Below are 25,040 nucleotides of genomic sequence, written 5' to 3' on the forward strand. Positions count from 1 at the left end.
GCCTCAGGTCGGGCACAAGTCCGGCCTCTCACGCGTTACGTGCGCTGGAGACACCGCAGACACCACCCAGAGGGGGAGAGCGATATGGCAACCGATTACGACACTCCACGCAAGACCGACGACGACGTCGACTCGGACAGCCTTGAAGAGCTGAAGGCCCGGCGGAACGACAAGTCCACTTCGGCGGTGGACGTCGACGAGTTCGAGGCCGCCGAGGGCCTCGAACTGCCCGGCGCGGACCTCTCGAACGAGGAACTGGCCGTCCGGGTACTGCCCAAGCAGCAGGACGAGTTCACGTGCATGAGCTGCTTCCTGGTGCACCACCGCAGCCAGCTGGCCAGGGAGAAGAACGGCCAGCCGATCTGCCGCGACTGCGACTGAGGACGGGTCGGCCGTGTCTGGCTCGACCCCTCCCCGGAAGCGCCGCTTCTCCCTGGGAAAAGCGGACCAAGGGCCGTCCGAAGGCCCGCACGGCACGCGTGACGACGGGCGGGGCTCACCCGAAACGGGAGCCTCGCTCGTACCGGCGGCCGGCCGGGAGGACCTGTCGGCACCGGAGCAGCGGCCCGCGCCCATCGCGCGGCGCCGGGCGGCGGTGGTGCGCGGGAAGGCCCGGGACCTGGCCCGGGAAGGCGCCCGCAGGGGCGGCAGCCGGGCCCGCGCGGGGCTGGCGTACCTCGCGGACCGGATCATCGAGATCGCCCCGCGTGTCCCCGTACGCGACCTCGCGAGCCTGCGCAGGCAGTTCCCCGGTCTCGGACCCGAGGAACTCGCCGACAAGCTGGTGGCGGGCGCGGCGGCCGGCACCTCGACGGTCGGAGCCGGGATCGGCGCGGCGGCCATGCTGCCGGTGCCGCCGGCCATGCCGACCGAGCTGGCCGCGGAGATCACCGGGGTCGCCGCGATCGAGCTGAAGCTGATCGCCGAACTGCACGAGGTCTACGGCGTACGTCCGCCGGGCACCCTCAAGACGCGCTCCACCGCGTATCTGTCCTCCTGGTCGGGGGAGCGCGGGATCGACGTGATGAAGCCGTCGACGTACGACACGGCCCTGGGCGGCCGGATGAAGCGCCAGCTGCGCCAGCAGATCATGAAGCGGATGGTCCGCGACCTGCCCAACCTGATGCCGTTCATGGTCGGCGCCGCGGTCGGGGCGGTCATGAACCGCCGGGACACCAAGAAGCTCGCGGCACGCATCCGCGCCGATCTGCGCAAGATCCAGGTGTCGTGGGACGAGCTGCCGGAACTGCCTCCGCTGGAGAGACCCGCGGAACCACTGCGGATGCGCGATCTCCCGAAGGAGCTCTGAGCGCTCTCCCCCGAAGGGGTCCGGGGTTCTGCTGAGGAAACTGCGCGCGCTCTAGGCGTGCGCCGTCCGCGCCGCCTCGATCGCCGCCGCCAGCTTCTCCGGCTCCCGCGTCGACAGGTACAGGTACGGCGTCGGGTCCTGCGGGTCCGTGACCACCACGCGCAGCGCCCTCGGGATGTAGGCGCGCAGCAGCAGGAAGGCGCGGGTGTCGGCCTTGTACGTCCGCCAGGCGCGGGCCTCCTCCGCGTCCAGCACCTCCGCCGCACCGAGCGCCGACACGGGGATCTTCGCCTCGCCCGCGATCAGCGAGTCGCCCACGACCCGGATACGCGGGGAGCCGTAGGAACTGGCCACCACCGCCGCCGCGGCCGTACCGCCGACCAGGCCGCCCAGCAGCGGCAGGGTGCCGAACGGGAGCAGGATCAGGGCGAACGAGACGCCGACGAGGAAGCTGATCAGCCACCACGAGCGGGGGGCGGTGAGGCGTTCTTCGTAGGGGGTGGCGGAGAGCTGCATGCAGCCAAGCTTGGCACGGGATCCGTATCGGGCCGCGAGGAGGGGTGTCCGTGCGAAGCGCTGCCAGGCAGGGCGGTGGTGGGTGACGGGCGGGCGGGTAAGGTCTGCGGCTGTGAGTGGTAGTTCCGCAGCTCTTCAGCCTCCCGCCGACGCGGGGAAACCGGTACGGCACCCCGACGCGCCCGCGCCCGGGGAGCTTCTCGGCGCCCACTACGAACACTGTTTCGGGTGCGGCCCGGGGCAGTCGCACGGCCTGCACCTGGAGGCCCGCGCCGGTGAGGGCGTCACGCTGACCGCCGAGTTCACCGTGCAGGCCGCCCACCAGGGCGCCCCCGGCCTCGCGCACGGCGGAGTGCTCGCCACGGCCCTGGACGAGACCCTCGGCTCGCTGAACTGGCTGCTGCGGACCATCGCCGTCACCGGACGGCTGGAGACGGACTTCGTGCGGCCCGTGCCGGTCGGCACCACGCTGTACCTGGAGGCCGAGGTCACCGCCGTCGCCGGACGGAAGATCTACTCCACCGCCACCGGGCGCATAGGCGGACCCGACGGGCCGGTCGCCGTACGCGCCGACGCCCTCTTCGTCGAGGTCAAGGTGGACCACTTCATCGACCACGGCCGCAGGGAAGAGATCCAGGCCGCCATGAGCGACCCGGACCAGATCCGGCGCGCCCGTGCCTTCGAGGTGAACCCGTGATCGCAGCAAGCCCCGCCGCCCGCGGCCCCCTGGACGTGCTCATCCGGCGCGTCGATCCGGACGTACCGCTCCCGGCTTACGAGCACCCCGGGGACGCCGGAGCCGATCTGCGCACCACCGAGGCGTGCGAACTGGGCCCTGGTGAACGGGCCGTTCTGCCCACGGGAGTGTCGATCGCCCTGCCCGAGGGGTACGCGGCCTTCGTGCATCCGCGTTCCGGCCTCGCCGCCCGCTGCGGTGTCGCCCTGGTGAATGCCCCGGGGACGGTTGATGCCGGGTACCGTGGGGAGATCAAGGTGATCGTGGTGAATCTCGACCCGCGCGAGGGCGTGCGGTTCGAGCGCTTCGACCGGATTGCCCAACTGGTCGTCCAGCAGGTCGAGAGGGTCCGCTTCCAGGAGGTGGCGGAGCTTCCCGACTCGGCGCGGGCCGAAGGGGGCTTCGGGTCCACCGGTGGCCATGCCGCGGTGGGTGACGAGAGCGGCACAAGCGGTCGGGCCGCCGATAGCGGTCCGACGGGTGGGAATCGATACGCTTCGGTCGTATCCGACCGGGAAGGACAGTGACGTGTTCGGACGTCGCAACAAGAAGGGTGCCGCCGAGGACGCGGCCGGCGAGACCGAGCAGGTCGTCGACAGCGTCGGCACCGAGGCGGACGAGGAAGTGGAGGCCGAGCGCGAGCGCGTTCGGCTGGAGCCCGGGCCCCGGCCCGACGGGCCGTGGGACAGCAGTGAGGTGCGCGACCCGGCCGAGGGCCGCGTGGACCTCGGCGGGCTGTTCATCCCGGGTGTCGACGGCATGGAGCTGCGGGTCGAGGTCGCCGGTGACGCGATCGTCGCCGCGACCGTCGTGCTGCGCGACAGCGCCATCCAGCTCCAGGGATTCGCGGCGCCCAAGCGCGAGGGCATCTGGGGCGAGGTCCGCGAGGAGATCGGGGCCGGCATCACCCAGCAGGGTGGCATCGTCGACGAGGTCGAGGGCCCGCTCGGCTGGGAGCTGCGCGCCCAGGTGCCGGTGCAGCTGCCGGACGGCACCGGCGGCTTCCAGGTCGTCCGGTTCGTCGGTGTGGACGGACCGCGCTGGTTCCTGCGGGGTGTGATCTCCGGCCAGGGCGCGGTGCAGCCGCAGGCCGCCGGGCTGCTGGAGCAGATCTTCCGTGACACGGTCGTGGTCCGCGGCGAGGGCCCGATGGCCCCGCGTGACCCGATCGTCCTCAAGCTGCCGAACGACGCCCAGATGGTTCCCGAGGGTGTCCAGCAGGACGAGGAGGAGGGCTCGCGCTTCTCCGGCGGGATGGGGCAGTTGCAGCGCGGTCCGGAGATCACCGAGGTCCGGTAGGCGCTCCGCTGTGTTCAGCCGCTGATTCGAGCGGGCCGTGCCTCCAGGAGGTGCGGCCCGTTTTTGAGCGGGGTCGCGCCGTCGGGGGAGCCCCCTGCCATGTGCGGGTGCGGAGATGCGGGTGCGGGTGCGTCGTGGCCGAGCGCGCAGGGCCCCGCGCCGCCTTCGGGGCGCAGGTCCCCGCGCCGCCTTCGGGGCGCAGGTCCCCGCGCCGCCTTCGGGGCGCAGTTCCCGCGCCCCTGCCGGGCGCCGGCGCCGAGTACTGAGGGTGTCCGATCCCGTCAGAGTTGCGTCAAGGACCCCTGTCGACCGGGGCCCTCGTCCCATTTGTCCACATCGTTGGCCGTAAGGTCGACGCTGCGTAGGCAACGGGTACGGGAAGACAATGGGGCCATGGCACGCGGCAAGCTTCGGATCTATCTCGGTGCGGCGCCGGGCGTGGGCAAGACCTACGCCATGCTGGCCGAGGCGCACCGCCGGATCGAGCGGGGCACCGACTGCGTGGTCGCGTTCGTGGAGCACCACGGCCGCACGCGCACCGAGGTGATGCTGCACGGCCTGGAGCAGGTACCGCGCCGGCGACTGGACCACCGGGGCGCCCCCTTCGACGAGATGGACATCGACGCCGTCCTGCGCCGGGCGCCCGCCGTCGCCCTCGTGGACGAGCTGGCCCACACCAACATCACGGGCTCCCGCAACGCCAAGCGCTGGCAGGACGTGGAGGAGCTGCTCGCCGCCGGCACCGACGTCGTCTCCACCGTCAACATCCAGCACCTGGAGTCACTCGGTGACGTGGTGGAGTCGATCACCGGGGTGCGCCAGCGCGAGACCGTCCCCGACGAGGTGGTGCGCCGGGCCGACCAGATCGAGCTGGTCGACATGTCCCCGCAGGCGCTGCGCCGCCGCATGGCGCACGGCAACATCTACCAGCCGGACAAGGTCGACGCGGCCCTGTCCAACTACTTCCGGCCCGGCAACCTCACCGCTCTGCGCGAGCTGGCCCTGCTGTGGGTGGCCGACCGGGTCGACGAGTACCTGAACGAGTACCGCAGCGAACACCGCGTATCGAAGATATGGGGCTCGCGGGAGCGGATCGTCGTGGGCCTGACCGGCGGCCCCGAGGGGCGCACGCTGATCCGCCGGGCCGCCCGGCTCGCCGAGAAGGGCGCCGGCGGCGAGGTCATGGCCGTCTACATCGCCCGCAGCGACGGACTGACCTCGGCCTCCCCGAAGGAGCTGGCCGTCCAGCGCACCCTGGTGGAGGACCTCGGCGGCACCTTCCACCACGTGGTCGGCGACGACATCCCCGCGGCCCTGCTCGACTTCGCCCGCGGCGTCAACGCCACCCAGATCGTGCTGGGCTCCTCGCGCCGCAAGACCTGGCAGTACGTCTTCGGGCCCGGCGTCGGCGCCACCGTCGCCCGGGACTCCGGCCCCGACCTGGACGTGCACATCGTCACCCACGAGGAGGTCGCCAAGGGCCGGGGACTGCCGGTGGCCCGCGGCGGCCGGCTCGGGCGGGCCCGGATCATCTGGGGCTGGGCGGTCGGTCTGGCCGGCCCCGCGGTCCTCGCCGTGCTGCTGAACACCGTCGACCTCGGCCTGGCCAACGACATGCTGCTGTTCCTGGCCGTGACCGTCGCCGCGGCCCTGCTCGGCGGCCTGCTGCCCGCGCTGGCCTCGGCGGCTTTCGGCTCGCTGCTGCTGAACTACTTCTACACCCCGCCGCTGCACCGGCTGACCGTCGCCGACCCGAAGAACATCGTCGCCATCGTGATCTTCTTCGGGGTCGGCATGTCGGTCGCCTCGGTCGTCGACCTGGCCGCCCGCCGCACCCAGCAGGCCGCCCGGCTGCGCGCCGAGTCCGAGATCCTCTCCTTCCTCGCCGGCAATGTGCTGCGCGGCGAGACCGGCCTGGAGGAACTCCTGGAACGGGTCCGCGAGACCTTCGCCATGGAGTCGGCCGCCCTGCTGGAGCGTGCGAGCGACATCGCGCCCTGGTCCTGCGCGGGCCGCGCGGGCTTGGGCCCGGCGCTGGAGCGCCCCGAGGACGCGGACGTCGACATGCCGGTCGGCGACCACATGGCGCTCGCGCTCACCGGCCGGGTGCTGCCCGCCGCGGACCGCCGGGTGCTCGCCGCGTTCGCCGCCCAGGCGGCCGTCGTGCTCGACCGCAGGCGCCTGCGGGAGGAGGCCGACCGGGCCCGCACGCTCGCCGAGGGCAACCGCATCCGAACCGCCCTGCTGGCCGCCGTCAGCCATGATCTGCGCACTCCGCTGGCCGGCATCAAGGCCGCCGTGTCCTCCCTGCGCTCCGACGACGTGGCCTGGTCGCAGGAGGACCAGGCGGAGCTGCTGGAGGGCATCGAGGAGGGCGCGGACCGGCTCGACCACCTCGTGGGCAACCTGCTGGACATGTCCCGGCTCCAGACCGGTACGGTCACGCCGCTGATCCGCGAGATCGACGTGGACGAGGTCGTCCCGATGGCCCTCGGCGGCGTGCCCGAGGACAGCGTCGACCTGGACGTGCCCGAGACGCTGCCGATGGTCGCCGTCGATCCCGGGCTGCTGGAGCGGTCGGTGGCCAACCTGGTGGAGAACGCCGTCAAGTACAGCCCGGGCGGGCGGCGCGTCCTGGTCTCCGCGAGCGCCATCGCCGACCGGGTGGAGGTGCGCGTGGTGGACCGCGGTCCGGGCGTGCCGGACGAGGCGAAGGACCGGATCTTCGAGCCCTTCCAGCGGTACGGTGACGCCCCGCGCGGCGCCGGCGTCGGGCTGGGCCTCGCGGTCGCCCGGGGCTTCGCCGAGGCCATGGGCGGCGCCCTGAACGCCGAGGACACGCCCGGCGGCGGGCTCACCATGGTGCTCAGCCTCCGTGCGGCGGGAGCGCGGGCCGGGGCCGCGCCCTCCGGGGCGGGCGTCACGGGAGCCCCCGGCGGGACAGGCAGCGCAGAACCAGAAAGGCAAGTCCTATGCTGAGCCCGACCGGGGGGAGCCCCCAGACCCCCACCAGGGTGCTCGTGGTCGACGACGAGCCGCAGATCGTGCGGGCCCTCGTGATCAACCTCAAGGCGCGCAAGTACGAGGTCGACGCGGCTGCCGACGGCAGGGCCGCACTCGAGCTCGCCGCCTCCCGCCATCCCGACGTGGTCGTCCTCGACCTGGGGCTGCCCGACATGGACGGCGTCGAGGTGATCAAGGGCCTGCGTGGCTGGACCCGGGTACCGATCCTGGTCCTCTCCGCCCGCCACTCCTCCGACGAGAAGGTCGAGGCGCTGGACGCGGGCGCCGACGACTACGTGACCAAGCCGTTCGGCATGGACGAGCTGCTGGCCCGGCTACGGGCGGCCGTCCGTCGGGCCGAGCCGGTCGGGCCGGGCGATGAGGACCTGACGACCGTGGAGACCGAGGACTTCACCGTCGACCTCGCCGCCAAGAAGGTCAACCGCGGCGGCAAGGATGTCCGGCTCACCCCGACCGAGTGGCACCTGCTGGAGGTGCTGGTCCGCAACACCGGCCGCCTGGTCGGCCAGAGGCAGCTGCTCCAGGAGGTGTGGGGGCCGTCGTACGGGACCGAGACGAACTACCTGCGGGTGTACATGGCCCAGCTGCGCCGGAAACTGGAGTCGGACCCGTCGCACCCCAGGCACTTCATGACGGAGCCGGGGATGGGGTACCGGTTCGAGAGGTGAGGGACGGGTGGCCGGGGGCGGCCGGCCGGGGGATGCGATAGCAGGGAGCCGGGGATGGGGCATCGGTTCGAGAAGTGAGGCGGCTGTCGTGGAAACCAGCGGGCTTCCGGGGAGTGAGCGGGCTTACAGCTCTCTCGGCGCTCCCCGGTACGCTTCACATATGACTGCTGTTCCTCGTTCCGAAAAGCCGGCCGGCCGGTTCCGGCGCATGCTCGACCGGCTCTCCTCGTCGCAGGAGGACCTGGAGTCCGAGGAGCTGCGCGAGGACGCCGAGACGGTGGGCTGTACGAAGATCGGCGACTGCCATGACCGCCAGATCGTCACCGTAACTGGTACCTTGCGCACGGTCACCCTGCGCCCGCGCGCCGGAGTCCCGGCCCTGGAGGCCGAGCTGTTCGACGGTTCGGCCGCGCTGGACGTCGTGTGGCTCGGCAGGCGCTCCATCGTGGGCATAGAACCGGGGCGCAAGCTGCTCGCCTCGGGCCGGATCTCGATGAGCCGGGGCCGCCGCGTGCTGTTCAACCCGAAATACGAACTGCGACCCCTCGGACGGGAGTAGCCGGTGACGTCACTCGACAAGCCGACCGAAGACACCGACCAGACTCAGCCAGGCGATGCCCGCGCCGTGACGGAGGCGGCGTTGTTCGAGGCGTTCGGCGGGGTTCGCGGCATGGTCGAGACGGTCGTGCCGGGCCTGCTCTTCGTCACGATCTTCACGATCAACAAGGACCTGCACCTCTCCGCGATCGCCGCGCTGGCGGTGTCGCTGATCCTGGTGGTGGTCCGGCTGGCCATGAAGGACACCGTCAAGCACGCCTTCAGCGGTGTCTTCGGCGTGGCCTTCGGTGTCGTCTTCGCGATGTTCACCGGCAACGCCAAGGACTTCTACCTCCCCGGCATGCTCTACACGCTGGGCCTGGCGCTGGCGTACATCATCACGACCCTCGCCGGGGTGCCTCTGATCGGCGTCATCCTGGGCCCGGTCTTCAAGGAGAACCTCTCCTGGCGCACCCGTAACCCCGGCCGCAAGAAGGCGTACGCCAAGGCCAGTTGGGCCTGGGGCCTGATCCTGCTCGCCAAGTGCGCGATCCTCTTCCCGCTGTACTGGTGGGCCGACACCGCCCAGCTCGGCTGGGTCCTGGTCGCCCTGAAGATCCCGCCGTTCCTGCTCGCGGTCTGGCTCACCTGGGTCTTCCTGGCCAAGGCTCCGGCGCCCATCGACGTCTTCGCCGAGATGGAGGCGCAGGAGAAGGCCGAGGAGAAGGCTGAGGAGGAGCGCAAGGCGGCGCTGGCCGCGGAGGGCGGCGAGACGCCGGGCGCCCGCCACCGTCGGCAGACGTGAGCCGGTCCCAGGACCACCCAGGTCCCCGTCCGGGCAGGTCCTGGGACGAGACCCGTCCGCCGACCAGGGACAGGTCCTCCGGCGTGACCGGGCCTGTGACGTGACACGTCCTCCGGGAGGACAGCTCGTACGACGTGAAGGGCGCCCTTGGCAGCAAGGGCGCCCTTCTTCGTCGTAGCGCCGAAAGTGTCTGACGCCGAAAGCGTCAGGTCCCGTCGCGGCGGACCGACAGCAGTTCCTCCAGCTGTTCCTCGCGGGCCTGCGCGGCCACGAACAGCAGCTCGTCGCCCGCCTCCAGGGAGTCGTCCTTGGAAGGGGTCAGTACGCGGGTACCGCGGATGATCGTGACCAGGGAGGTGTCCTGCGGCCACTCCACGTCCCCGACCTGGGTGCCGGCCAGGGCCGACTCCTCGGGCAGGGTCAGCTCGACGAGGTTGGCGTCGCCGTGGCTGAAGCGCAGCAGCCGGACCAGGTCGCCGACGCTCACCGCCTCCTCGACCAGGGCGGACATCAGGCGCGGCGTGGAGACGGCGACGTCGACACCCCATGCCTCGTTGAACAGCCACTCGTTCTTGGGATTGTTGACGCGGGCGACGACGCGCGGAACGCCGTACTCCGTCTTGGCGAGCAGCGAGACGACCAGGTTCACCTTGTCGTCGCCGGTCGCGGCGATCACGACGTTGCAGCGCTGCAACGCCGCCTCGTCCAGGGAGGTGATCTCGCAGGCGTCGGCGAGCAGCCACTCCGCCTGCGGGACGCGCTCGACCGAGATGGCGGTCGGCGCCTTGTCGATCAGCAGGACCTCGTGGCCGTTCTCCAACAGCTCGCCCGCGATCGAGCGGCCGACGGCGCCGGCTCCGGCAATGGCGACCCTCATCAGTGACCGCCCTCCTCTTCCGGGCCACCGGCGAACGCCGCCTCGACCTTGTCCACGTCGTCCGTCCGCATCATCACGTGCACGAGGTCGCCCTCCTGCAGCACCGTCTGGGAGGTGGGCAGGATCGCCTCGCCCAGCCGGGTCAGGAACGCCACCCGGACGCCCGTCTCATCCTGGAGCTTGCTGATCTTGTGACCGACCCACTTCGCGGAGGCGTGCACCTCGGCGAGCTGCACCCCGCCGGTGGGATCGCGCCACAGCGGCTCGGCCCCGGACGGCAGCAGGCGGCGCAGCATCTGGTCGGCGGTCCAGCGGACCGTGGCCACGGTGGGGATGCCCAGGCGCTGGTAGACCTCGGCGCGCCGGGGGTCGTAGATACGGGCCGCCACGTTCTCCACGCCGAACATCTCGCGGGCCACGCGCGCGGAGATGATGTTGGAGTTGTCACCGCTGGAGACGGCGGCGAAGGCGCCCGCCTCCTCGATGCCCGCCTCGCGCAGGGTGTCCTGGTCGAAGCCGACCCCGGTGACCCGGCGGCCCCCGAATCCCGGGCCGAGCCGGCGGAAGGCGGTGGGGTCCTGGTCGATCACGGCGACCGTGTGGCCCTGTTGCTCCAGGGTCTGGGCAAGAGCGGAACCCACTCTTCCGCAGCCCATGATGACGATGTGCACGACCGTCCTTCCGGTGTCCAAAAGTTACTGCTCAGCATCAGGGTCTCAGACCGACGCCCAAAGCTACACACGGGCGCCGCGCGGGGGGCACCCCTGTGCCTGGGGCGCCGGCGGGAGCCGTCGGCGAGTGATGCTGCGCACGCTGCACAGGGTCAGGATTCCGAGGCCGGCCAGGGCGACAATCGCCCCGATCAGCTCCGCGGTCGCGGGCATGGAACCTCCGAAGTGCGATGACAGGCGGGGTTTGCCATCTAGGCACGGGGGGCACACCATCCACGGATTCCGCAGTTCAGCGCGCTCCCGATTTCACTCGTGAGGCAGATCGAGCACACCGGGTGGGCGGGTGCCAGTTCGAAGGCTTACGATCCTCTCTCGTGTCCAAACTGACCGACGTGCCCAAACGGATCCTGATCGGGCGCGCACTGCGCAGTGACCGGCTGGGCGAAACGCTCCTGCCCAAGCGCATCGCACTCCCCGTCTTCGCCTCCGACCCGCTGTCCTCCGTCGCCTACGCGCCGGGGGAGGTTCTGCTGGTCCTCTCCATCGCGGGCGTGTCGGCGTACCACTTCAGCCCCTGGATCGCCGTCGCGGTCGTCGTGCTGATGTTCACCGTGGTCGCCTCCTACCGGCAGAACGTGCACGCGTACCCGAGCGGCGGCGGCGACTACGAGGTCGCCACCACCAACCTGGGCCCCAAGGCCGGCCTCACCGTCGCCAGCGCCCTGCTCGTGGACTACGTCCTCACCGTCGCCGTGTCCATCGCCTCCGGCATCGAGAACCTCGGCTCGGCGGTCCCCTTCGTGGTCGAGCACAAGGTGCTCTGCGCGACCGCGGTGATCGTGCTGCTGACGCTGATGAACCTGCGCGGCGTGAGGGAGTCGGGCAAGCTCTTCGCGATCCCGACGTACGTGTTCGTCGGCGGCGTCTTCATCATGATCCTGTGGGGGGCGTTCCGGGGCCTGGTCCTCGGCGACACCATGCGCGCCCCGACCGCCGACTACCACATCGAGGCCGAGCACCAGGGGCTCGCGGGCTTCGCGCTCGTCTTCCTGCTGCTGCGCGCCTTCTCCTCCGGCTGTGCCGCCCTCACCGGCGTCGAGGCCATCTCCAACGGCGTGCCGGCGTTCCGCAAGCCCAAGTCGAAGAACGCGGCGACCACGCTCGCGATGATGGGTCTGCTCGCCGTCACCATGTTCTGCGGCATCATCGCCCTCGCGATGGTGACGAAGGTCCGCATGGCCGAGCACCCGGCCACCGACCTGCTCCACAACGGCACCCCGCTCGGCTCCGGCTACGTCCAGAACCCGGTGATCTCCCAGGTCGCCGAGGCGGTCTTCGGCAAGGGCAGCCTCCTGTTCGTCGTCCTGGCCGGCGCGACCGCGCTGGTGCTGTTCCTGGCCGCCAACACGGCGTACAACGGCTTCCCGCTGCTCGGCTCGATCCTCGCCCAGGACCGCTACCTGCCGCGCCAGCTGCACACCCGCGGCGACCGGCTCGCCTTCTCCAACGGCATCGTGCTGCTCGCCGGCGCGGCGACGCTGCTGGTGTTCATCTACGGCGCGGACTCCACCCGCCTGATCCAGCTCTACATCGTCGGCGTGTTCGTGTCCTTCACGCTCAGCCAGACCGGCATGGTCCGGCACTGGAACCGCCACCTCGGCGTCGAAAAGGACCCGGCCAAGCGCCGCCACATGGTCCGCTCCCGTGCGATCAACGCGTTCGGTGCCTTCTTCACCGGCCTGGTGCTCGTCGTCGTCCTGGTCACCAAGTTCACGCACGGCGCCTGGGTGGCCCTGCTGGGCATGTGCATCTTCTACGCGACGATGACCGCGATCCGGAAGCACTATGACCGGGTCGCCGAGGAGATCGCCGCGCCCGAGGGCCCGAGCGACGACATGGTCCGCCCGTCCCGCGTGCACTCGGTGGTCCTGATCTCCAAGATCCACCGTCCCACGCTGCGCGCCCTGGCCTACGCCAAGCTGATGCGCTCCGACACCCTGGAGGCGCTGACCGTCAACGTCGACCCGGCCGAGACGAAGGCGCTGCGCGAGGAGTGGGAGCGGCGCGGCATCGACGTACCGCTGAAGGTCCTCGACTCCCCGTACCGGGAGGTCACCCGGCCGGTGATCGAGTACGTCAAGAGCCTGCGCAAGGAGTCCCCGCGCGACGCGGTCTCCGTGATCATCCCCGAGTACGTGGTCGGCCACTGGTACGAGCACCTGCTGCACAACCAGAGCGCCCTGCGCCTCAAGGGCCGCCTGCTCTTCACCCCGGGTGTCATGGTGACCTCGGTGCCGTACCAGTTGCAGTCCTCCGAGGCCGCCAAGCTGCGGGCCCGCAAGCGGCAGGAGTGGAACGCGCCGGGCGCGGTCCGACGCGGCCCCGCGGTGGAACGCCCCAAGGAGCCGTCCGCCAAGGACTGAGGCGGGGCGGCGGCCCAGGGAGGCGTTCGCCTAGGACTGAGGCGGGGTGGCGGCCCAGGGAGGCGTTCGCCTAGGACTGAGGCGGGGTAGCGGCCCAGGGGGGCGTTCGTCAAGGATCGACGCGGGGCGGGGAGGCCGTAGACTGGTCGGCTGTTGTCCGGTCCACCGGTGTGCGGCCGTCCCCGTCGCTCTTCCCCGGCACCTCTTCGATCTGGAGTCATCCCACCATGCAGACAGAACCGACCCAGTCTCTGGTGGGCGAGGAGTACGAGGTCGAGATCGGCCCCGTCGCCCACGGCGGCCACTGCATCGCCCGTACGTCCGAGGGGCAGGTGCTCTTCGTCCGGCACGCGCTGCCCGGCGAACGGGTGGTGGCCCGGGTGACCGAGGGCGAGGAGGGCGCCCGCTTCCTGCGCGCCGACGCCGTGGAGATCCTCCAGGCGTCCAAGGACCGCATCGAGGCGCCCTGCCCCTTCGCCGGCCCCGGCCGCTGCGGCGGCTGCGACTGGCAGCACGCCAAGCCGGGAGCCCAGCGCCGGCTGAAGGCCGATGTCATCGCCGAACAGCTCCAGCGGCTCGCCGGGCTCACCCCCGAGGAGGTCGGCTGGGACGGCACCGTGGTACCGGCCGAGGGCGACAAGCTGCCGGCCGGCCAGGTTCCGCAGTGGCGCACCCGCGTCCAGTACGCCGTCGACGCCGACGGCAACGCCGGCCTGCGCCGCCACCGCTCGCACGAGGTCGAACCGATCGACCACTGCATGATCGCCGCGCCCGGGGTCAGCGAACTCGGCATCGAGGACCGTGACTGGTCCGGCATGGCGTCCGTCGACGCGATCGCCGCGACGGGTTCCCAGGACCGCATGGTGATCCTGGAGCCGCGGCCCGGCGCCCGGCTGCCGCTCGTCGAGCTCGACAGGCCCGTCTCCGTCATGCGGGTCGACGAGCGGGACGGCGGTGTCCACCGCGTCCACGGCCGCGCGTTCGTGCGCGAGCGCGCGGACGACCACACCTACCGCGTCGGCAGCGGCGGCTTCTGGCAGGTCCACCCGAAGGCGGCCGACACCCTGGTGAAGGCCGTCATGCAGGGCCTGCTGCCCCGCAAGGGCGACATGGCCCTGGACCTCTACTGCGGCGTCGGTCTCTTCGCCGGCGCGCTCGCCGACCGCCTCGGCGAGAAGGGCGCGGTCCTCGGCATCGAGTCCGGCAAGCGTGCGGTGGAGGACGCCCGGCACAACCTGGCCGACTTCCCGCGGGTCCGCATCGAGCAGGGCAAGGTCGAGTCGGTCCTGCCGCGCACCGGCATCACCGAGGTCGACCTGATCGTCCTCGACCCGCCGCGCGCCGGCGCCGGCCGCAAGACGGTCGCCCACCTCTCCTCCCTCGGCGCCCGCCGCATCGCCTACGTCGCCTGCGACCCCGCCGCCCTGGCCCGCGACCTGGGGTACTTCCAGGAGGGCGGATACCGGGTGCGGACACTCCGGGCGTTCGATCTGTTTCCGATGACGCACCACGTGGAGTGCGTGGCGATTTTGGAGCCTGCCGCCAAGGGCGTCTGACCTGCCGTTTTGTTGCCCTGTCGGGGCGCTCGACCTGTTTCCCTTCCTGGAGCGGGTCGAGCGGACGGATTGACTCTCGAAAGCCCGCTGACCTGCGAATCCATGCAGAGGATGATGACGTCGGCGATGCGTTGGGGGCGTCATTCGGAGATTCTTGACGCTCGGATGACGCTCCGTCTACCTGGTCGAGGCCGACGAGCAGCTGCTCCTCGACCTCGACCACCCCTCCTGTCAAAGCGCGCCGGTTCGCGGAATCCTGGCGAGCACAGGCAACCAACCTGCGCGCCGGTCGCCGGTTGAGCAAGCGGCGTGGACGGGTTCGCCCAGGAGCGAGCCGTGGGCTTGGCTGTCCGAAGTGCTTCGTATGCCTCTGGCGCCGACGCCGGCGGCATGGGCCCCGTGTCTGTGACGCGTCGCGAGCGTTAGGCCATTCGGTCACGGTCGGTCCAGCATGACGAGGGGGAAGACACTGGCGTGGAGATCAGGGATGTGCATCATGCCTACCGTCGGCGTGTGGTCTTACGGGGCGTTGACCTGCGGCTTCGGGCCGGAACTCTGTGCGGGATCGTCGGGGAGAACGGCGCCGGCAAGTCCACGCTGCTGAAAATTCTGTCCGGCGAACTGCGGCCCACGCAGGGAACGGTCCGTCATAACGGCCGGTTCGGCTACTGCCCACAGCACGTGGTCCTCAATGACGCGCTGACCGTCCGGCAGCATCTGACGTTCTTCCAGACGGCCTACCGCCTCACCGATGTGCGCTACGCCGAAGAGATCATGGACGTGCTGGGCTTCACCGGATACGCCGATGAGCGGGCCGGGGTTCTCAGCGGCGGCACGCGGCAGAAGTTGAACGTGACGCTGGCGCTCATGCACGATCCGCAGGTCCTGTTGCTGGACGAGCCGTATCAGGGCTTCGACTGGGACACCTACCAGCGGTTCTGGGATCTGGCGGCGCGGCTGCGGGACGCGGGACGCTCGGTCCTGGTCGTCTCCCACCTCGCGTACGACACCGAGCGCCTGGACGCGCTGTGGCGCCTGGACAACGGAATGCTGCGCGCGGACAAGGCGGGGGCCGCCGCGTGAGGTTTCACCTGACCCGCTTCGCTGTCGCCACCCGGTTCACGCTCATCGAACACGGCCGCAACCGGTTCGCCATGATTCTGGTGATCCTGTTCGTCCCGGTGTGGACCTCCCTGGCGTACCTCGCGATGCCCGACACCCCGGCCCGGATGCGGCTTCGCGCCACCGGGGAAGCATTGGCACCGCATGGCAATGAACTGACCGCAATCAGCGGAGCGCTCAACGCCGTCACCCTGATCACCGGTTTCATGATGTTCGCCGCCACCTTCTCCGGCAGCGGCTTCGACCGCCGCCTGGCGATGGCCGGCTACCCCCGCGCCCACCTCGTCCTGGCGAAAGTCATCGCTCTGGCTCTGGTCTCGGCGGCGGTGGCCGCTTACGCCACCACGGTCATCTGCCTGGCCTGGACCCCCCGCCAGCCTCTCCTGCTCGCCGCCTCCCTGTTCTGCGCCGGACTCACTTACGGCGCTCTGGGAGTCGTCTTCGGGTCCCTGCTGCGCCGGGAAGTCGAGGGGATGTTCGCCATCGTGATGACCAGCATCATCGATCTCGCGCTGCAGAACCCCATCACGAGTTCCGGGGCTGACAACCCGGTCATGCGCTACCTGCCCTCGTATGGGGCCATGCAGGCCAGTACAGCGGCCGGATTCTCCACCAACCCGGTCCCCGGACATCTGGCCATGCAGCTCACCTGGTTCGGGCTGGCCGCCCTCGTCGCCCTGCTGGGCTTCCGTCACAGCACCCGCAACTGCCTGCCGACCGCCTCCACTGCGCCGACCGGGCCGGGAAGCAGCAAGGCCGGCATTCCCGCACTGCGGCAAACTGCCAGCCCATCGGCCACAGCGTCCGACACGGAAGCACACTGAGGTCCCGGCTCCCGACATGCGCATCACCACGCACTCCACTACGGCAGACTTCAACGCCGCTCTGCCAGCACAGCGACGGCGACCCACCCGCCGGCCGCCCACCGGCGAAGACCCTCTTCTGCGGGCCGCGTACCGGCTATGCCTGCGCACCACACAGGTGCACGATCCCGGGATCTTCGCTCTCATCCAGCTGATGCCGGCCGTGCTGCGCCCGCCCTGCTGGGCTTTGTGGGCGGCAGCGAGCGTCCTGGACGATCTCGCCGACCAGCGAGACGCTCAACAGACCGAACGGGAGGCTCGCGTTCAAGCGTGGACCCAAGCCCTGCAATGTGACCTGGCGGCCGGCACCAGCACGGATCCGGTCCGCCGCGCTCTGGTGGACACCGCCCTGCGATGGCACCTGGACCTGTCCAGCCTGCAAGGCGCCGTGACCAGCACTCTCGACGACGTCAACGACCGTCGCTTCGCAGACTGGGCCGAGTGGCGTGCATGGTGCGAGGCACTGGTGCCCTGGGTCGACCAGGTACGTCACCTGTTCGAACAGGCCGGAGCGCCGATGACGCTCCGGCTGGACCGGCAGCAGGACTACAAGCGGTTCATCGACGGCGCCCAGCTCACCGACATCCTCACCGACCTGAGCGCCGATGTCACCCACGGGCTCCTGCTCCTGCCGCAGGAGGCCCTGGACGCCTTCCCCGGCGCTGAGGACGACCTGCGACAAGGGAGCTGGAGCCCGGCCACAGCGGCTTTGGTCCGGGAGCTGACGGCTCTGGCCCGTCAATGGGTGACCAGGCCCGCGCTGACCACAGGTATGCACCCGGGCGCTGCCATCGTGCTCGACACGGCCGCCTGCCTGATGCGCGCCCAGCTCGATGCCGTCGACATGGCCGGCCAGGCCCTGCTGAAGCGCGCCCCACGCCCATCTCTCGCGGCCCGCACTCGCATCCTCGCCCCCGCCCGCATCCGCTCGAAACTGGCCTGGAGCCTGACGCCCTTGACCGTGCCCGGCCCCCGACGACCCGCGGTGACGGTGAGCGGTCCGAGTCCTGAAGCCGAAAGCACCACCCTTCGGCCCCCGCCACCGCACCCCGACGGCGCCCGGCCCCCGCAGGTCGCGGCCGACCGGATGCCCGCCCATGTGGCGGTCATCATGGACGGCAACGGCCGCTGGGCCGAGCAGCGCGGCCTGCCCCGCTCGGAAGGCCACCGCGCCGGCAACGCCGCCGCCCACGAGGTGGTCTATGGCGCCCTGGAGATCGGCCTGCGCCACCTGACTCTCTACGCGTTCTCCACCGAGAACTGGAAACGCGACACCGAGGAGATCACCACGATCCTGGAAGCGATCCGACGCGACCTCGACGAGGGACCCGTCCGTAACCTCGACGTACGCCAGCGCTGGTTGGGCCACCCCGACAAACTGCCCGCCGAACTCGTCCAGGCCCTCCTGCGTGAAGAGCGCCGCACCCGCAACCGCACCGGCCTGACCCTCACCGTCTGCATCAACTACGGCGGCCGCGACGAGATCACACGGACAGCCGCAGCCCTCGCCCAGGCAACCCGTGCAGGCGCCATCGACCCCCACCTCATCGGTGAAGACGACTTCGCCCGCCACCTACCCCACCCCGACATGCCGGACGTCGACCTGCTGTGGCGCACCGGCAACGAACAACGCACCTCCAACTTCCTTCCCTGGCACACCACCTATGCCGAGTTGTACTTCACCCCCAACCACTGGCCCGACGTCGACCGGCGTGACCTGTGGCAGGCCATCACCGAATACAGCCGACGCCAACGACGCCACGGCGGCGCCACGCAGTAAGGCGCGCGGGTCCAGGATTCCTGGACGTCAGGCCGTAGGACCTCGTACGCGACTACTGGATCACAGGCCCCCTGTGTACGGGGCGATGGCTGCCGCTCGCCTCATCGGGCTAGCTTCGCGGTGCGTTCGGGGTGGGTTGCGGTGATGTACCTCATTGCGGTGTGAGAGGAGATGCCAAACAGGCGCATCAGGTGAAGCGGGTCGTCGGGCTCGAATGCCTCGTCGCGGATCCGGTCCTGCCGCAGCGTCGGCGTCGCATGGGCGGCACTGAGCGGGGACACCGCAACTATCAGTGGCCCATGCGGGGGAATGATGACTTCGGGGCGACGCTCGACCGGTTCTCCGCTTGGGTCATCTTCTTGTCGCTCAAGGCAATTGGCTCCGACCCCGCCCTGTGGAATCGGCTACATGAGCCCAGCGGTGAGTTTCTGCTGCTCACTGAGGACGCCCCGTCGCTCGGAGCGGGCACAGTCACGGGCCGTCCTCGCAGAACTGACGAATGAACTGGCCCAGCTCGATGCCCCGGTCAAGGCCGCCGAGAAGCTGCGCAAGGACCGGGCGAAGTTCGACGCGGCGGAGGCGAAGCGGGCCGCTGCCTACCCGCGAGCCCAGGGCAAGCTCACAGCCCGGTACCACGCCGAGCTCAAGGAGGCCGACAGCGCAGGATCCGCAAGCAGCGCGACATAGACAAGAAGATCGACGGACTCTCGGAAGAGCTCAGTAGAGGCCTGGCCAAGGCACTCACTCCGGCAGTGCGGACTGTCTTTCGCGCGCTACGTGCGGTTTCTCTACATCGGTCGCCGACGTCGGGTTCGGCTGCCGCGGACAGCAGTGTGACCGGACTCGCCCCGAAGCCTCCGCAACCCCAGCCGCTGAAGATCTCTAGAGGCCAAGCAGGGGACGCACAAGTGTCGGCTCCAATGATCGTTCGCAGCTGTGATCTCCCCGGGGCTTGATCAGTCGTTGTCCGGAGTACCGCCCTCTTCGAGGAGACGAGCAGCGAGGTCGTCGGCCCATTCCACAGCCCAGGCGCGGAGAGCGGTGATCGTTGTGTCATCGAGCCCGTAGGCGGCGAACGCTTCGTCGTCGGTCCACTCCGCGCCCGTGAGGTTCGCCTGGAGGTCTTCGCGCTCGAAGCGGCCACGCGCGTGGCGGCGGCCGAACTCCTCGAGCTCGGTGTTGGTCCATCGCCGCGAGGCTGCGAACACGTCGATCAGGTCGCGGGGCGCTCCGCGATCGGCGAGGGCGCGGACCTTGGTCCCGATCACGTCCTCCTCCGCGAGGACGGGCCCGTACGGGCTCTGGGTGACCGGCCGCCAGAAGATCTCCTTGAGGATGTCGACTTCGCATTCCTCCCCGGTGGCCGGGTCGGACACGGTGAAGCGGGCGGACAGCGGGGCGGTCTCCAGTGCGTGCACCTTCCAGCCGCGGGCTTCCAGGCCGGCGAGGAGGGTGGCGGCGATGTCGGCCATGGGGGCCGGGTTCTCGGTGGCGACGTCGAGGTCCTGGCTAGGGCGGTTCACGAGGTGGTGCGCCCGCACGGCGTACCCGCCGGTGAGAACCAGGGGGTACGGGGAGCCGAGGGCGATCACGTCTGCCAGGAGCCGGGTGTGCAGCTCCGGCATGTCCGTCACGCGGCTGCCCGGGTGCGGGAGGCCAGCTGTGGGAAGGCGTCTTCCCAGACGGTGCGCACAGTGCGGCCGACAAGGGTGCGCAGTACCGGCCACAGCTGGAGGAGCAGGTCCTGGTTGAGGTACCGGGGCAGGTCGTCGTGCAGGCCCTCGTGCAGGACGGTGCGGTACAGGCCCATGCGCTGGCGAGGCTTGCTCAGGTCGTACGAGGTCATTCCGGACCAGGCCATGTGCAGCGGCAGATCCACCACGCCGTGGGTCGGCCCGCGCAGCTCGTCCAGCGACTCCGGCAGGCGGCGGCGGAACTTCTCCCGGTACAGCGCGAGGTCCTCGGCGTCCGCGCCCGAGACGTCCCTGGGGGTGGGTGCGGGGTGCTTTGGGCTGGAGGGCATGACTCCATTATGGCGGCCGAAGACGTTGCGAGGGTCATGATGTGCGAGCCGGTGTCCGGAGCGAGCGAGGGCGGATCCCCCGGATGAGCTGGTCGTATTGACGCTCATATGACGCTCGGACCGCCGGTGGGCAGAGGGCTGGCGGCTCTGCGCGGTAGCTGTTGCCCACCAGGAACGGTGCTCCTGGGGGGAGCTGTCCGTGCCGTACCGAAAGCCGCAACGGCCTGAGCCTGCGCACGAGGCAGCCGATGTCCCGAAGCCGCCACCCGCGCGGCCGGTCGAAACGGTCGCGGTGAACAACTTCGGCAAGCTCCGGCGCTGCACCGAACGCCGGAGAACGGCCATCGAGTCGTTCCTCGTCCTGATCACCACCATCATCACGGTCCGCTGCCTGATCCGCCGCGCCTGGACCCTCTACGCTGGAACACCCGTCCTCGAAGCGCGCGCATCCGATGACCTACTGGCGGACCCTAGGTCCTGACCGGCGCGCAGGCGCGAATGTATGCCGACTACTCCCGGGTCTGGTTGATCAGAGAGACGTAGGAGGGTGACTACGGCTGCGCCTGTGATCCCACCGGGCTGGGCGCCATCCGGCGGATCATGTGAGGGGTCCGACGAATCGCGAGTGGTCGTTTCCGGGGTCGCATCTGCCGGCTTCGGACAGGCGGGGAGTCCGGTCCCACGGGACATAACCCTGCGGGGATTCGAGCGTTGTAGTCCGGGCTTCGGGGAATCAACGGCCGCCCGTGGGCGGGTGGTGATACAAGAGACAGGTGATCGGGGCGGTGGCCGCGCGATTACGGTGAAATGACCTGCGCGGATGGACTTGGGGTGAATTCATGTCGTTCGAGCAAGAATGGGCCGACTTACGCGCGGCGGCGGCCAAGCGGACTGCCATGCAGATCAACAGCATTCCGGCCGACGGCGGTGGTGGTGGCGGGAACGACCTGGTGGTCAACCGTGACGACCTCGGTGCTGTCGGCAATGAAGCGTACGGCCTGCTGGGCCGACTGGCGAAGGAGGGCGACATCGCCCGTTCCTCCACGTTCGACGCGGCGACGGCGCTGACCAATGGAAACTTCGTGAGCGGTTCGGCCGTGCTGAAGGTGCACGACTTCTGGCAGACCCACCTGAAGACGCTGCTGGACGCCTGCGCGCAGATTTCGAATCACCTCGATTACAGCAAGGCCCAGCACGCCAAGGACGAGGCGAAGGTCGAGGGAGATCTGAAGCGGACATCCGTGCTCTCGGATTACATGAAGTAGGGCTCGGGGGAGCGCGCAACATGCTGAAGTACGAGGACCTGATCGACGCCCCGGTGGCGAAGCTGAAGGCCGCCGCCGACGACTGGTCGGAGATGGCGGACAAGCTCGCCACAGACGCCGCCGACGGGATGAAGGCAAAGGCGGACAGAGCGGCCTGGGAGGGCGTCAACGCAGGGGTCACCAAGGCGTTCATCGGTAAGACGGCCAAGGAGTTCGCCGATGCCGCGGCTGAGGCCAAGGGTGTGCAGCTGATCCTGGAAGAGGGTTACGCGGCTATCAAGAAGGCCAAGGACGACCTGGTCAACATCCGGGACCACGAGGGGCCCGCGGCCGGTATCCGGGTGGACGGCAACGGCAAGGTCACGGCGCGGCACCCGTTGTCCGAGATCCCCGCGGCGCGGCACGACCCCGACTACAGCGACCTTCTGCAGCAGGAGAGGCGAAACATCGAGTCGTGGCAGAAGAGGATCGACCTCATCGTCGACAACTGCAACGACACCGACCTCGCCCTCAAGAACACCCTCGAGGCCAACGTCACCGACCGCAAGGACTTCAACGCTCCGACGTACACGAAGCTGGACCAGGAGGAAGCCGCCCGCGCCGCCGCTCTGGCAGCCAAGGGCCGGGACATCACACACGCCGAACTGCAGCAGCTCAACGAGCTGCTGATGGACAACAGTTCGTCGGCGGAGTTCTCCAAGGGCTTCTACGAGAAGCTTGGCCCCGAGAAGTCGCTCGCGTTCTTCGGCCAGCTCTCCACGGACACGTACGAGTACGGCAAGGTCGACCCGGTGCGCCTCAAGGACGTCCAGGAGCTCCAGAAGAACCTCGGCCTCAACCTGGCCACCGCCTCCCATGACGAGGAATTCACCGGCAAGTGGGGTCCGGAGCTCCGCAAGTTGGGTACGGAGCGCATTCCGCTGGCCAAGCACGACTACGGCGGGCCGTTCGGATACCAGCTGCTCGGCGGGATCATGCGGTACGGGAACTACGACGCAAAGTTCCTCAACCCGATCGCCGAACACGTGGCCCAGCTGCACGCGAAGGACCCGTACATGTTCGCCGAGAACAAGGTGGTGAACAGTCCGTTCAAGAACCCGTTCAACCCCTCCGGTGTGAACGGGGCCGGCTACGACCCGGCTACCGCCATGCTGGAAGCGCTCGGCAACAGTCCGGAAGCGGCGAAGAAGTTCTTCGCCGACCCCCCGACCGCGTACAACGAGGACGGCACGGTCAACCACGGCGCCACGGCCGACCTCGGAAAGAACAAGGACGGCGAGGCGATCGACAACTACCTCGACTTCTTCGGCAACGAGAAGTGGGAGTCCTTCCCCGACGTCAACTCGCTCGACGGGAAGGAGCTCAAGGCGTCCCTCGATCAGATGCCCGACGCCCTCGGCCACGCCCTGGAGGCAGCGACCCTCGGCTACCCAGCCGGGCACCCGGACGCCGGCGTGGTGCGGGATGCGGACAACGCCGCGGTCATGCAGAAGGTCATGGAGAAATACGGTGCGGACCCGGGGCTGCTCAAGGAGCACCACGAGGCGATGGCCGACAGCCTGGGCGTCATGGGCGCCGGCTACATCGACGACATTAACTGGGCGCTGGACAAGAACGATCCAGACAGCATGTTCGCGCCGGGCAAGAACCCGGACGGGCACCTCGACTTCGCGGACACTGTGGACGGGAACGGGCGGAGCGTCGTCCGGGGTTTCCTCAGCACCCTGGGTCAGCACCCGGACGCCTACGCGACGGTCTCGACCGCGGAGCAGGTCTACACCCGCAGCGCCCTGGAAGAGACAGTGGGCCCGGACGGAAAGATCCACGACGAGGGTGCTGCCAGGGCGACTGTGCGCGTGGGCGCCGAGGTGCAGGGCATGCTCGACCAGTCCCGGGCCGACCAGGTGGAGGCGACGAACCTCAAGACCCACGAGGACTACGAGAAGGCGGTCGCCAAGCGCGCGGGCTGGGTCGAGTTCGGGGCCACGGCGGGCGTCGCGGCGGGTGTCGCCTTCCTGCCCGCGACCGCGGCCGTGGGCACGGCTGCGGTGCTCATCCCGCTGGCGACCGATACCGCCAGTGGCGCTGTCGAACAGGTCATCAGCCAGATGGTCGGCGACATCTCCGACAACTCGGTGGATGAGCACAAGGAGAAGGTGGAGGAGCTCACCAGGGAGGAGAAGACCAAGATCTACACCGCCGGTGAAAGCATGGCCGAGGCCCCGATGGAGGAGTTCCTGCGGCACAACGGCGTCGACGCCAACAGCGAGTTCGGACAGGACCTGCGTGAATCGATGCTGATCGGCTACGGGGTCGGCAACGACCGGGAGAACCAGCAGGGCAACGACCCGGAGACCGGCTGAGGCCGGTGGACGGCCGAGGACACGTGAGGATGCGGACAGTGACCAGTCGTAGGTCAGTACGCGGGGGACTCCTCTCCGCGGCCATGGCCGGCTCGTTGTTTCTCGGGGCCACCGGTTGTGCAGGGGACGGAGATGAGGACGAACCTCCGAAGGACTACAAGGTCGTTACGGGGACAGAACTCTGCGGTGGCGATGCCGTGTCCGCAGAGGCGTCCCGGGCACTGAAGGTGATCACGGGGTCGTCGCGGTTCGAGGCGTCAGCGGCGAGGTACACCGTCGCGCAGGCCGCGGCGGACCTTGTCGAGGCGTTCTGGGACCCCAAGGTGTATCGCGGGGACGCCTGCCGTGTCTACACGCCCATCGACACGCCGGATTTCGAGCTCAGAATCACCTGGAGGCGGGTCGACGGCGCCCCGACGGGCACCCCCGCCCCGAAGTTCACCGCTCTGAAGATGGGGGAGCGGGCCCTGACGGCGGAGGACAGTGCGAACGTCCAGTTCGCCTGCAGGAGCGTCAAGTTGGCCGGCTCGTCGCGAGTGGCCCACATCGTGATCGGCGTGGAGCGCTGGGGTATGCCGAAGGAGCCCGAGGGCGACATCGAGGCGTTGAAGGACGCCTACGCGACCGTGGCCCACTCCTTCTCACTGGCCATGGCCAAGGAACTGCGCTGCGAGAAGACCGGCGGGCTCCCCGCGAGACCCGTGCTGGATCCCGCGTAGCCGCCGGCGTATGTGGAAACGACCGTGATCACGGGGTCCTTCCTGGCCGGAGGAGGGGCCGTCTGCTGTATAGGGTCCGCCACGGGCGGGCGGTGTACGGACCTCGTCTCCAGGGGGCGCCGACCTCGCGCTCGCCCCCGATTCCGACCCGGCCCGGCTCCCCGTACGGAGGGTGCGGAGAAGCCCTTCTCGGCGAAGATCCGGTCGAGATCTGGGTATCGGTCACCCCTTCGCCTGCGGGCCGTGCTGACCCGCCAGGACCTGACCGGTGAACGCTGCGGCAGGGGAAGACGCTGATTCTCGAGTTGCTGGCACGCCAAGCGGGCGGATTCCTGTTCGCGGCGACCCAGCAGAGCGAGGCGCAGTATCTGGCGGACCACGGCGCGCGTACGCGGCATTCTGCGGGTTGCGCGGCTGGTGATGTTCCCTGCCGGTTTCGGACGGGTCGTGCCGACCTTTTTTCACGAATGCACCACGTGGAACG

23 protein-coding genes and 1 pseudogene are annotated in these 25,040 nt (G+C 69.7%); 19 read left to right on the top strand and 5 right to left on the bottom strand.

Annotation, left to right across the window (positions count from 1 at the left end):
* The first annotated feature begins 84 nt into the window (after nt 1–84).
* Both ACIGYR_RS35205 and ACIGYR_RS35210 read left to right on the top strand, forming a co-directional pair.
* On the top strand, nt 85–381 hold the full coding sequence (locus ACIGYR_RS35205; RefSeq protein WP_005481602.1) for a DUF4193 domain-containing protein: 297 nt from the start codon (nt 85–87) through the stop codon (nt 379–381).
* Nucleotides 382–394: 13 nt separating this feature from the next.
* Nucleotides 395–1,309 carry a hypothetical protein gene (locus ACIGYR_RS35210; RefSeq protein ID WP_399607808.1) on the top strand — a complete coding sequence of 305 codons (915 nt, stop codon included), beginning with the start codon at nt 395–397 and terminating at the stop codon, nt 1,307–1,309.
* A 51-nt stretch (nt 1,310–1,360) separates the two neighbouring features.
* Here the strand turns inward: ACIGYR_RS35210 and ACIGYR_RS35215 are convergent, their stop codons facing one another.
* Nucleotides 1,361–1,825 (bottom strand): DUF3093 domain-containing protein, encoded by a 465-nt coding sequence (locus ACIGYR_RS35215; RefSeq protein WP_391847514.1) that lies wholly within the window; start codon nt 1,823–1,825, stop codon nt 1,361–1,363.
* A gap of 112 nt (nt 1,826–1,937) precedes the next feature.
* On the opposite strand from ACIGYR_RS35215, the gene ACIGYR_RS35220 reads away from it, so the two are divergent.
* From ACIGYR_RS35220 to ACIGYR_RS35250, 7 genes are all read left to right on the top strand, one after another.
* Nucleotides 1,938–2,522 (top strand): PaaI family thioesterase, encoded by a 585-nt coding sequence (locus tag ACIGYR_RS35220; protein ID WP_399607812.1) that lies wholly within the window; start codon nt 1,938–1,940, stop codon nt 2,520–2,522.
* Nucleotides 2,519–3,088, top strand: coding sequence for a dUTP diphosphatase (dut, locus tag ACIGYR_RS35225; RefSeq protein WP_391847516.1), 570 nt, complete (start codon nt 2,519–2,521; stop codon nt 3,086–3,088). Before ACIGYR_RS35220 ends, dut begins: the two co-directional genes overlap by 4 nt.
* Before the next feature lies 1 nt (nt 3,089).
* Entirely contained in the window at nt 3,090–3,860 is a 771-nt protein-coding gene (locus tag ACIGYR_RS35230) for a DUF3710 domain-containing protein (protein ID WP_391847517.1), read from the top strand.
* Between the two features lie 393 nt (nt 3,861–4,253).
* The gene (locus tag ACIGYR_RS35235) at nt 4,254–6,839 is read left to right on the top strand and encodes an ATP-binding protein (RefSeq protein ID WP_399607816.1); all 2,586 of its coding nucleotides are present in this window, start codon (nt 4,254–4,256) and stop codon (nt 6,837–6,839) included.
* The gene (locus tag ACIGYR_RS35240; protein WP_399607819.1) at nt 6,833–7,552 is read left to right on the top strand and encodes a response regulator; all 720 of its coding nucleotides are present in this window, start codon (nt 6,833–6,835) and stop codon (nt 7,550–7,552) included. Before ACIGYR_RS35235 ends, ACIGYR_RS35240 begins: the two co-directional genes overlap by 7 nt.
* A 160-nt stretch (nt 7,553–7,712) precedes the next feature.
* A complete protein-coding gene (locus ACIGYR_RS35245) occupies nt 7,713–8,111 on the top strand; it encodes an OB-fold nucleic acid binding domain-containing protein (RefSeq protein WP_391847520.1) in 399 nt (132 codons plus the stop codon).
* 3 nt (nt 8,112–8,114) lie between these two features.
* Nucleotides 8,115–8,894, top strand: a complete 780-nt coding sequence (locus ACIGYR_RS35250) for a DUF3159 domain-containing protein (RefSeq protein WP_391847521.1) — start codon at nt 8,115–8,117, stop codon at nt 8,892–8,894.
* 205 nt (nt 8,895–9,099) lie between these two features.
* Here ACIGYR_RS35250 and ACIGYR_RS35255 read toward each other — a convergent pair whose 3' ends face one another.
* Nucleotides 9,100–9,771, bottom strand: coding sequence for a potassium channel family protein (locus ACIGYR_RS35255; RefSeq protein ID WP_391847522.1), 672 nt, complete (start codon nt 9,769–9,771; stop codon nt 9,100–9,102).
* Nucleotides 9,771–10,442, bottom strand: a complete 672-nt coding sequence (locus ACIGYR_RS35260) for an NAD-binding protein (protein WP_399607824.1) — start codon at nt 10,440–10,442, stop codon at nt 9,771–9,773. Before ACIGYR_RS35260 ends, ACIGYR_RS35255 begins: the two co-directional genes overlap by 1 nt.
* A 374-nt stretch (nt 10,443–10,816) precedes the next feature.
* Between ACIGYR_RS35260 and ACIGYR_RS35265 the strand changes: the two genes are divergently transcribed.
* The 6 genes from ACIGYR_RS35265 (at nt 10,817) to ACIGYR_RS35290 (ending at nt 18,873) form a co-directional block, all read left to right on the top strand.
* Nucleotides 10,817–12,865, top strand: a complete 2,049-nt coding sequence (locus ACIGYR_RS35265; protein WP_399607826.1) for an APC family permease — start codon at nt 10,817–10,819, stop codon at nt 12,863–12,865.
* Between the two features lie 227 nt (nt 12,866–13,092).
* A complete protein-coding gene (locus ACIGYR_RS35270) occupies nt 13,093–14,421 on the top strand; it encodes a class I SAM-dependent RNA methyltransferase (RefSeq protein ID WP_399607829.1) in 1,329 nt (442 codons plus the stop codon).
* A gap of 474 nt (nt 14,422–14,895) precedes the next feature.
* The gene (locus tag ACIGYR_RS35275) at nt 14,896–15,504 is read left to right on the top strand and encodes an ABC transporter ATP-binding protein (protein WP_399607833.1); all 609 of its coding nucleotides are present in this window, start codon (nt 14,896–14,898) and stop codon (nt 15,502–15,504) included.
* Nucleotides 15,501–16,367 carry an ABC transporter permease gene (locus tag ACIGYR_RS35280; protein ID WP_399607835.1) on the top strand — a complete coding sequence of 289 codons (867 nt, stop codon included), beginning with the start codon at nt 15,501–15,503 and terminating at the stop codon, nt 16,365–16,367. The genes ACIGYR_RS35275 and ACIGYR_RS35280 overlap by 4 nt, the downstream gene beginning before the upstream one ends.
* A gap of 16 nt (nt 16,368–16,383) precedes the next feature.
* On the top strand, nt 16,384–18,186 hold the full coding sequence (gene uppS, locus ACIGYR_RS35285; RefSeq protein WP_399607838.1) for a polyprenyl diphosphate synthase: 1,803 nt from the start codon (nt 16,384–16,386) through the stop codon (nt 18,184–18,186).
* A 408-nt stretch (nt 18,187–18,594) separates the two neighbouring features.
* Nucleotides 18,595–18,873: a hypothetical protein gene (locus tag ACIGYR_RS35290; RefSeq protein ID WP_399607841.1), complete on the top strand. Its 279-nt coding sequence runs from the start codon at nt 18,595–18,597 to the stop codon at nt 18,871–18,873.
* Between the two features lie 269 nt (nt 18,874–19,142).
* On the opposite strand, the gene ACIGYR_RS35295 is transcribed toward ACIGYR_RS35290, so the two are convergent.
* A complete protein-coding gene (locus tag ACIGYR_RS35295; protein WP_399607897.1) occupies nt 19,143–19,811 on the bottom strand; it encodes a nucleotidyl transferase AbiEii/AbiGii toxin family protein in 669 nt (222 codons plus the stop codon).
* A gap of 5 nt (nt 19,812–19,816) precedes the next feature.
* Nucleotides 19,817–20,209 carry a hypothetical protein gene (locus tag ACIGYR_RS35300; RefSeq protein WP_399607843.1) on the bottom strand — a complete coding sequence of 131 codons (393 nt, stop codon included), beginning with the start codon at nt 20,207–20,209 and terminating at the stop codon, nt 19,817–19,819.
* Between the two features lie 292 nt (nt 20,210–20,501).
* Here ACIGYR_RS35300 and ACIGYR_RS35305 point away from each other — a divergent pair.
* From ACIGYR_RS35305 to ACIGYR_RS35320, 4 genes and pseudogenes are all read left to right on the top strand, one after another.
* A pseudogene (locus ACIGYR_RS35305) lies at nt 20,502–20,665 on the top strand (IS5/IS1182 family transposase); the annotation flags it as partial.
* 383 nt (nt 20,666–21,048) lie between these two features.
* On the top strand, nt 21,049–21,474 hold the full coding sequence (locus ACIGYR_RS35310) for a hypothetical protein (RefSeq protein WP_399607845.1): 426 nt from the start codon (nt 21,049–21,051) through the stop codon (nt 21,472–21,474).
* Between the two features lie 20 nt (nt 21,475–21,494).
* Nucleotides 21,495–23,837 carry a hypothetical protein gene (locus ACIGYR_RS35315; RefSeq protein ID WP_399607848.1) on the top strand — a complete coding sequence of 781 codons (2,343 nt, stop codon included), beginning with the start codon at nt 21,495–21,497 and terminating at the stop codon, nt 23,835–23,837.
* Nucleotides 23,838–24,034: 197 nt separating this feature from the next.
* The gene (locus tag ACIGYR_RS35320; RefSeq protein WP_399607851.1) at nt 24,035–24,556 is read left to right on the top strand and encodes a hypothetical protein; all 522 of its coding nucleotides are present in this window, start codon (nt 24,035–24,037) and stop codon (nt 24,554–24,556) included.
* The last annotated feature ends 484 nt before the right edge of the window (nt 24,557–25,040 follow it).

The organism is Streptomyces sp. NPDC053076 (assembly GCF_044546845.1).
Lineage (GTDB): Bacteria > Actinomycetota > Actinomycetes > Streptomycetales > Streptomycetaceae > Streptomyces.

Coding starts and splice junctions, on each gene's coding strand:
- ACIGYR_RS35205 (WP_005481602.1), top strand. CDS start 85: ATGGCAACCGATTACGACACTCCACGCAAGACCGACGACGACGTCGAC.
- ACIGYR_RS35235 (WP_399607816.1), top strand. CDS start 4,254: ATGGCACGCGGCAAGCTTCGGATCTATCTCGGTGCGGCGCCGGGCGTG.
- ACIGYR_RS35300 (WP_399607843.1), bottom strand. CDS start 20,209: ATGCCCTCCAGCCCAAAGCACCCCGCACCCACCCCCAGGGACGTCTCG.
- ACIGYR_RS35310 (WP_399607845.1), top strand. CDS start 21,049: ATGTCGTTCGAGCAAGAATGGGCCGACTTACGCGCGGCGGCGGCCAAG.
- ACIGYR_RS35240 (WP_399607819.1), top strand. CDS start 6,833: ATGCTGAGCCCGACCGGGGGGAGCCCCCAGACCCCCACCAGGGTGCTC.
- ACIGYR_RS35295 (WP_399607897.1), bottom strand. CDS start 19,811: ATGCCGGAGCTGCACACCCGGCTCCTGGCAGACGTGATCGCCCTCGGC.
- ACIGYR_RS35215 (WP_391847514.1), bottom strand. CDS start 1,825: ATGCAGCTCTCCGCCACCCCCTACGAAGAACGCCTCACCGCCCCCCGC.
- ACIGYR_RS35245 (WP_391847520.1), top strand. CDS start 7,713: ATGACTGCTGTTCCTCGTTCCGAAAAGCCGGCCGGCCGGTTCCGGCGC.
- ACIGYR_RS35290 (WP_399607841.1), top strand. CDS start 18,595: ATGAGCCCAGCGGTGAGTTTCTGCTGCTCACTGAGGACGCCCCGTCGC.
- ACIGYR_RS35270 (WP_399607829.1), top strand. CDS start 13,093: ATGCAGACAGAACCGACCCAGTCTCTGGTGGGCGAGGAGTACGAGGTC.
- ACIGYR_RS35315 (WP_399607848.1), top strand. CDS start 21,495: ATGCTGAAGTACGAGGACCTGATCGACGCCCCGGTGGCGAAGCTGAAG.
- uppS (WP_399607838.1), top strand. CDS start 16,384: ATGCGCATCACCACGCACTCCACTACGGCAGACTTCAACGCCGCTCTG.
- ACIGYR_RS35255 (WP_391847522.1), bottom strand. CDS start 9,771: ATGAGGGTCGCCATTGCCGGAGCCGGCGCCGTCGGCCGCTCGATCGCG.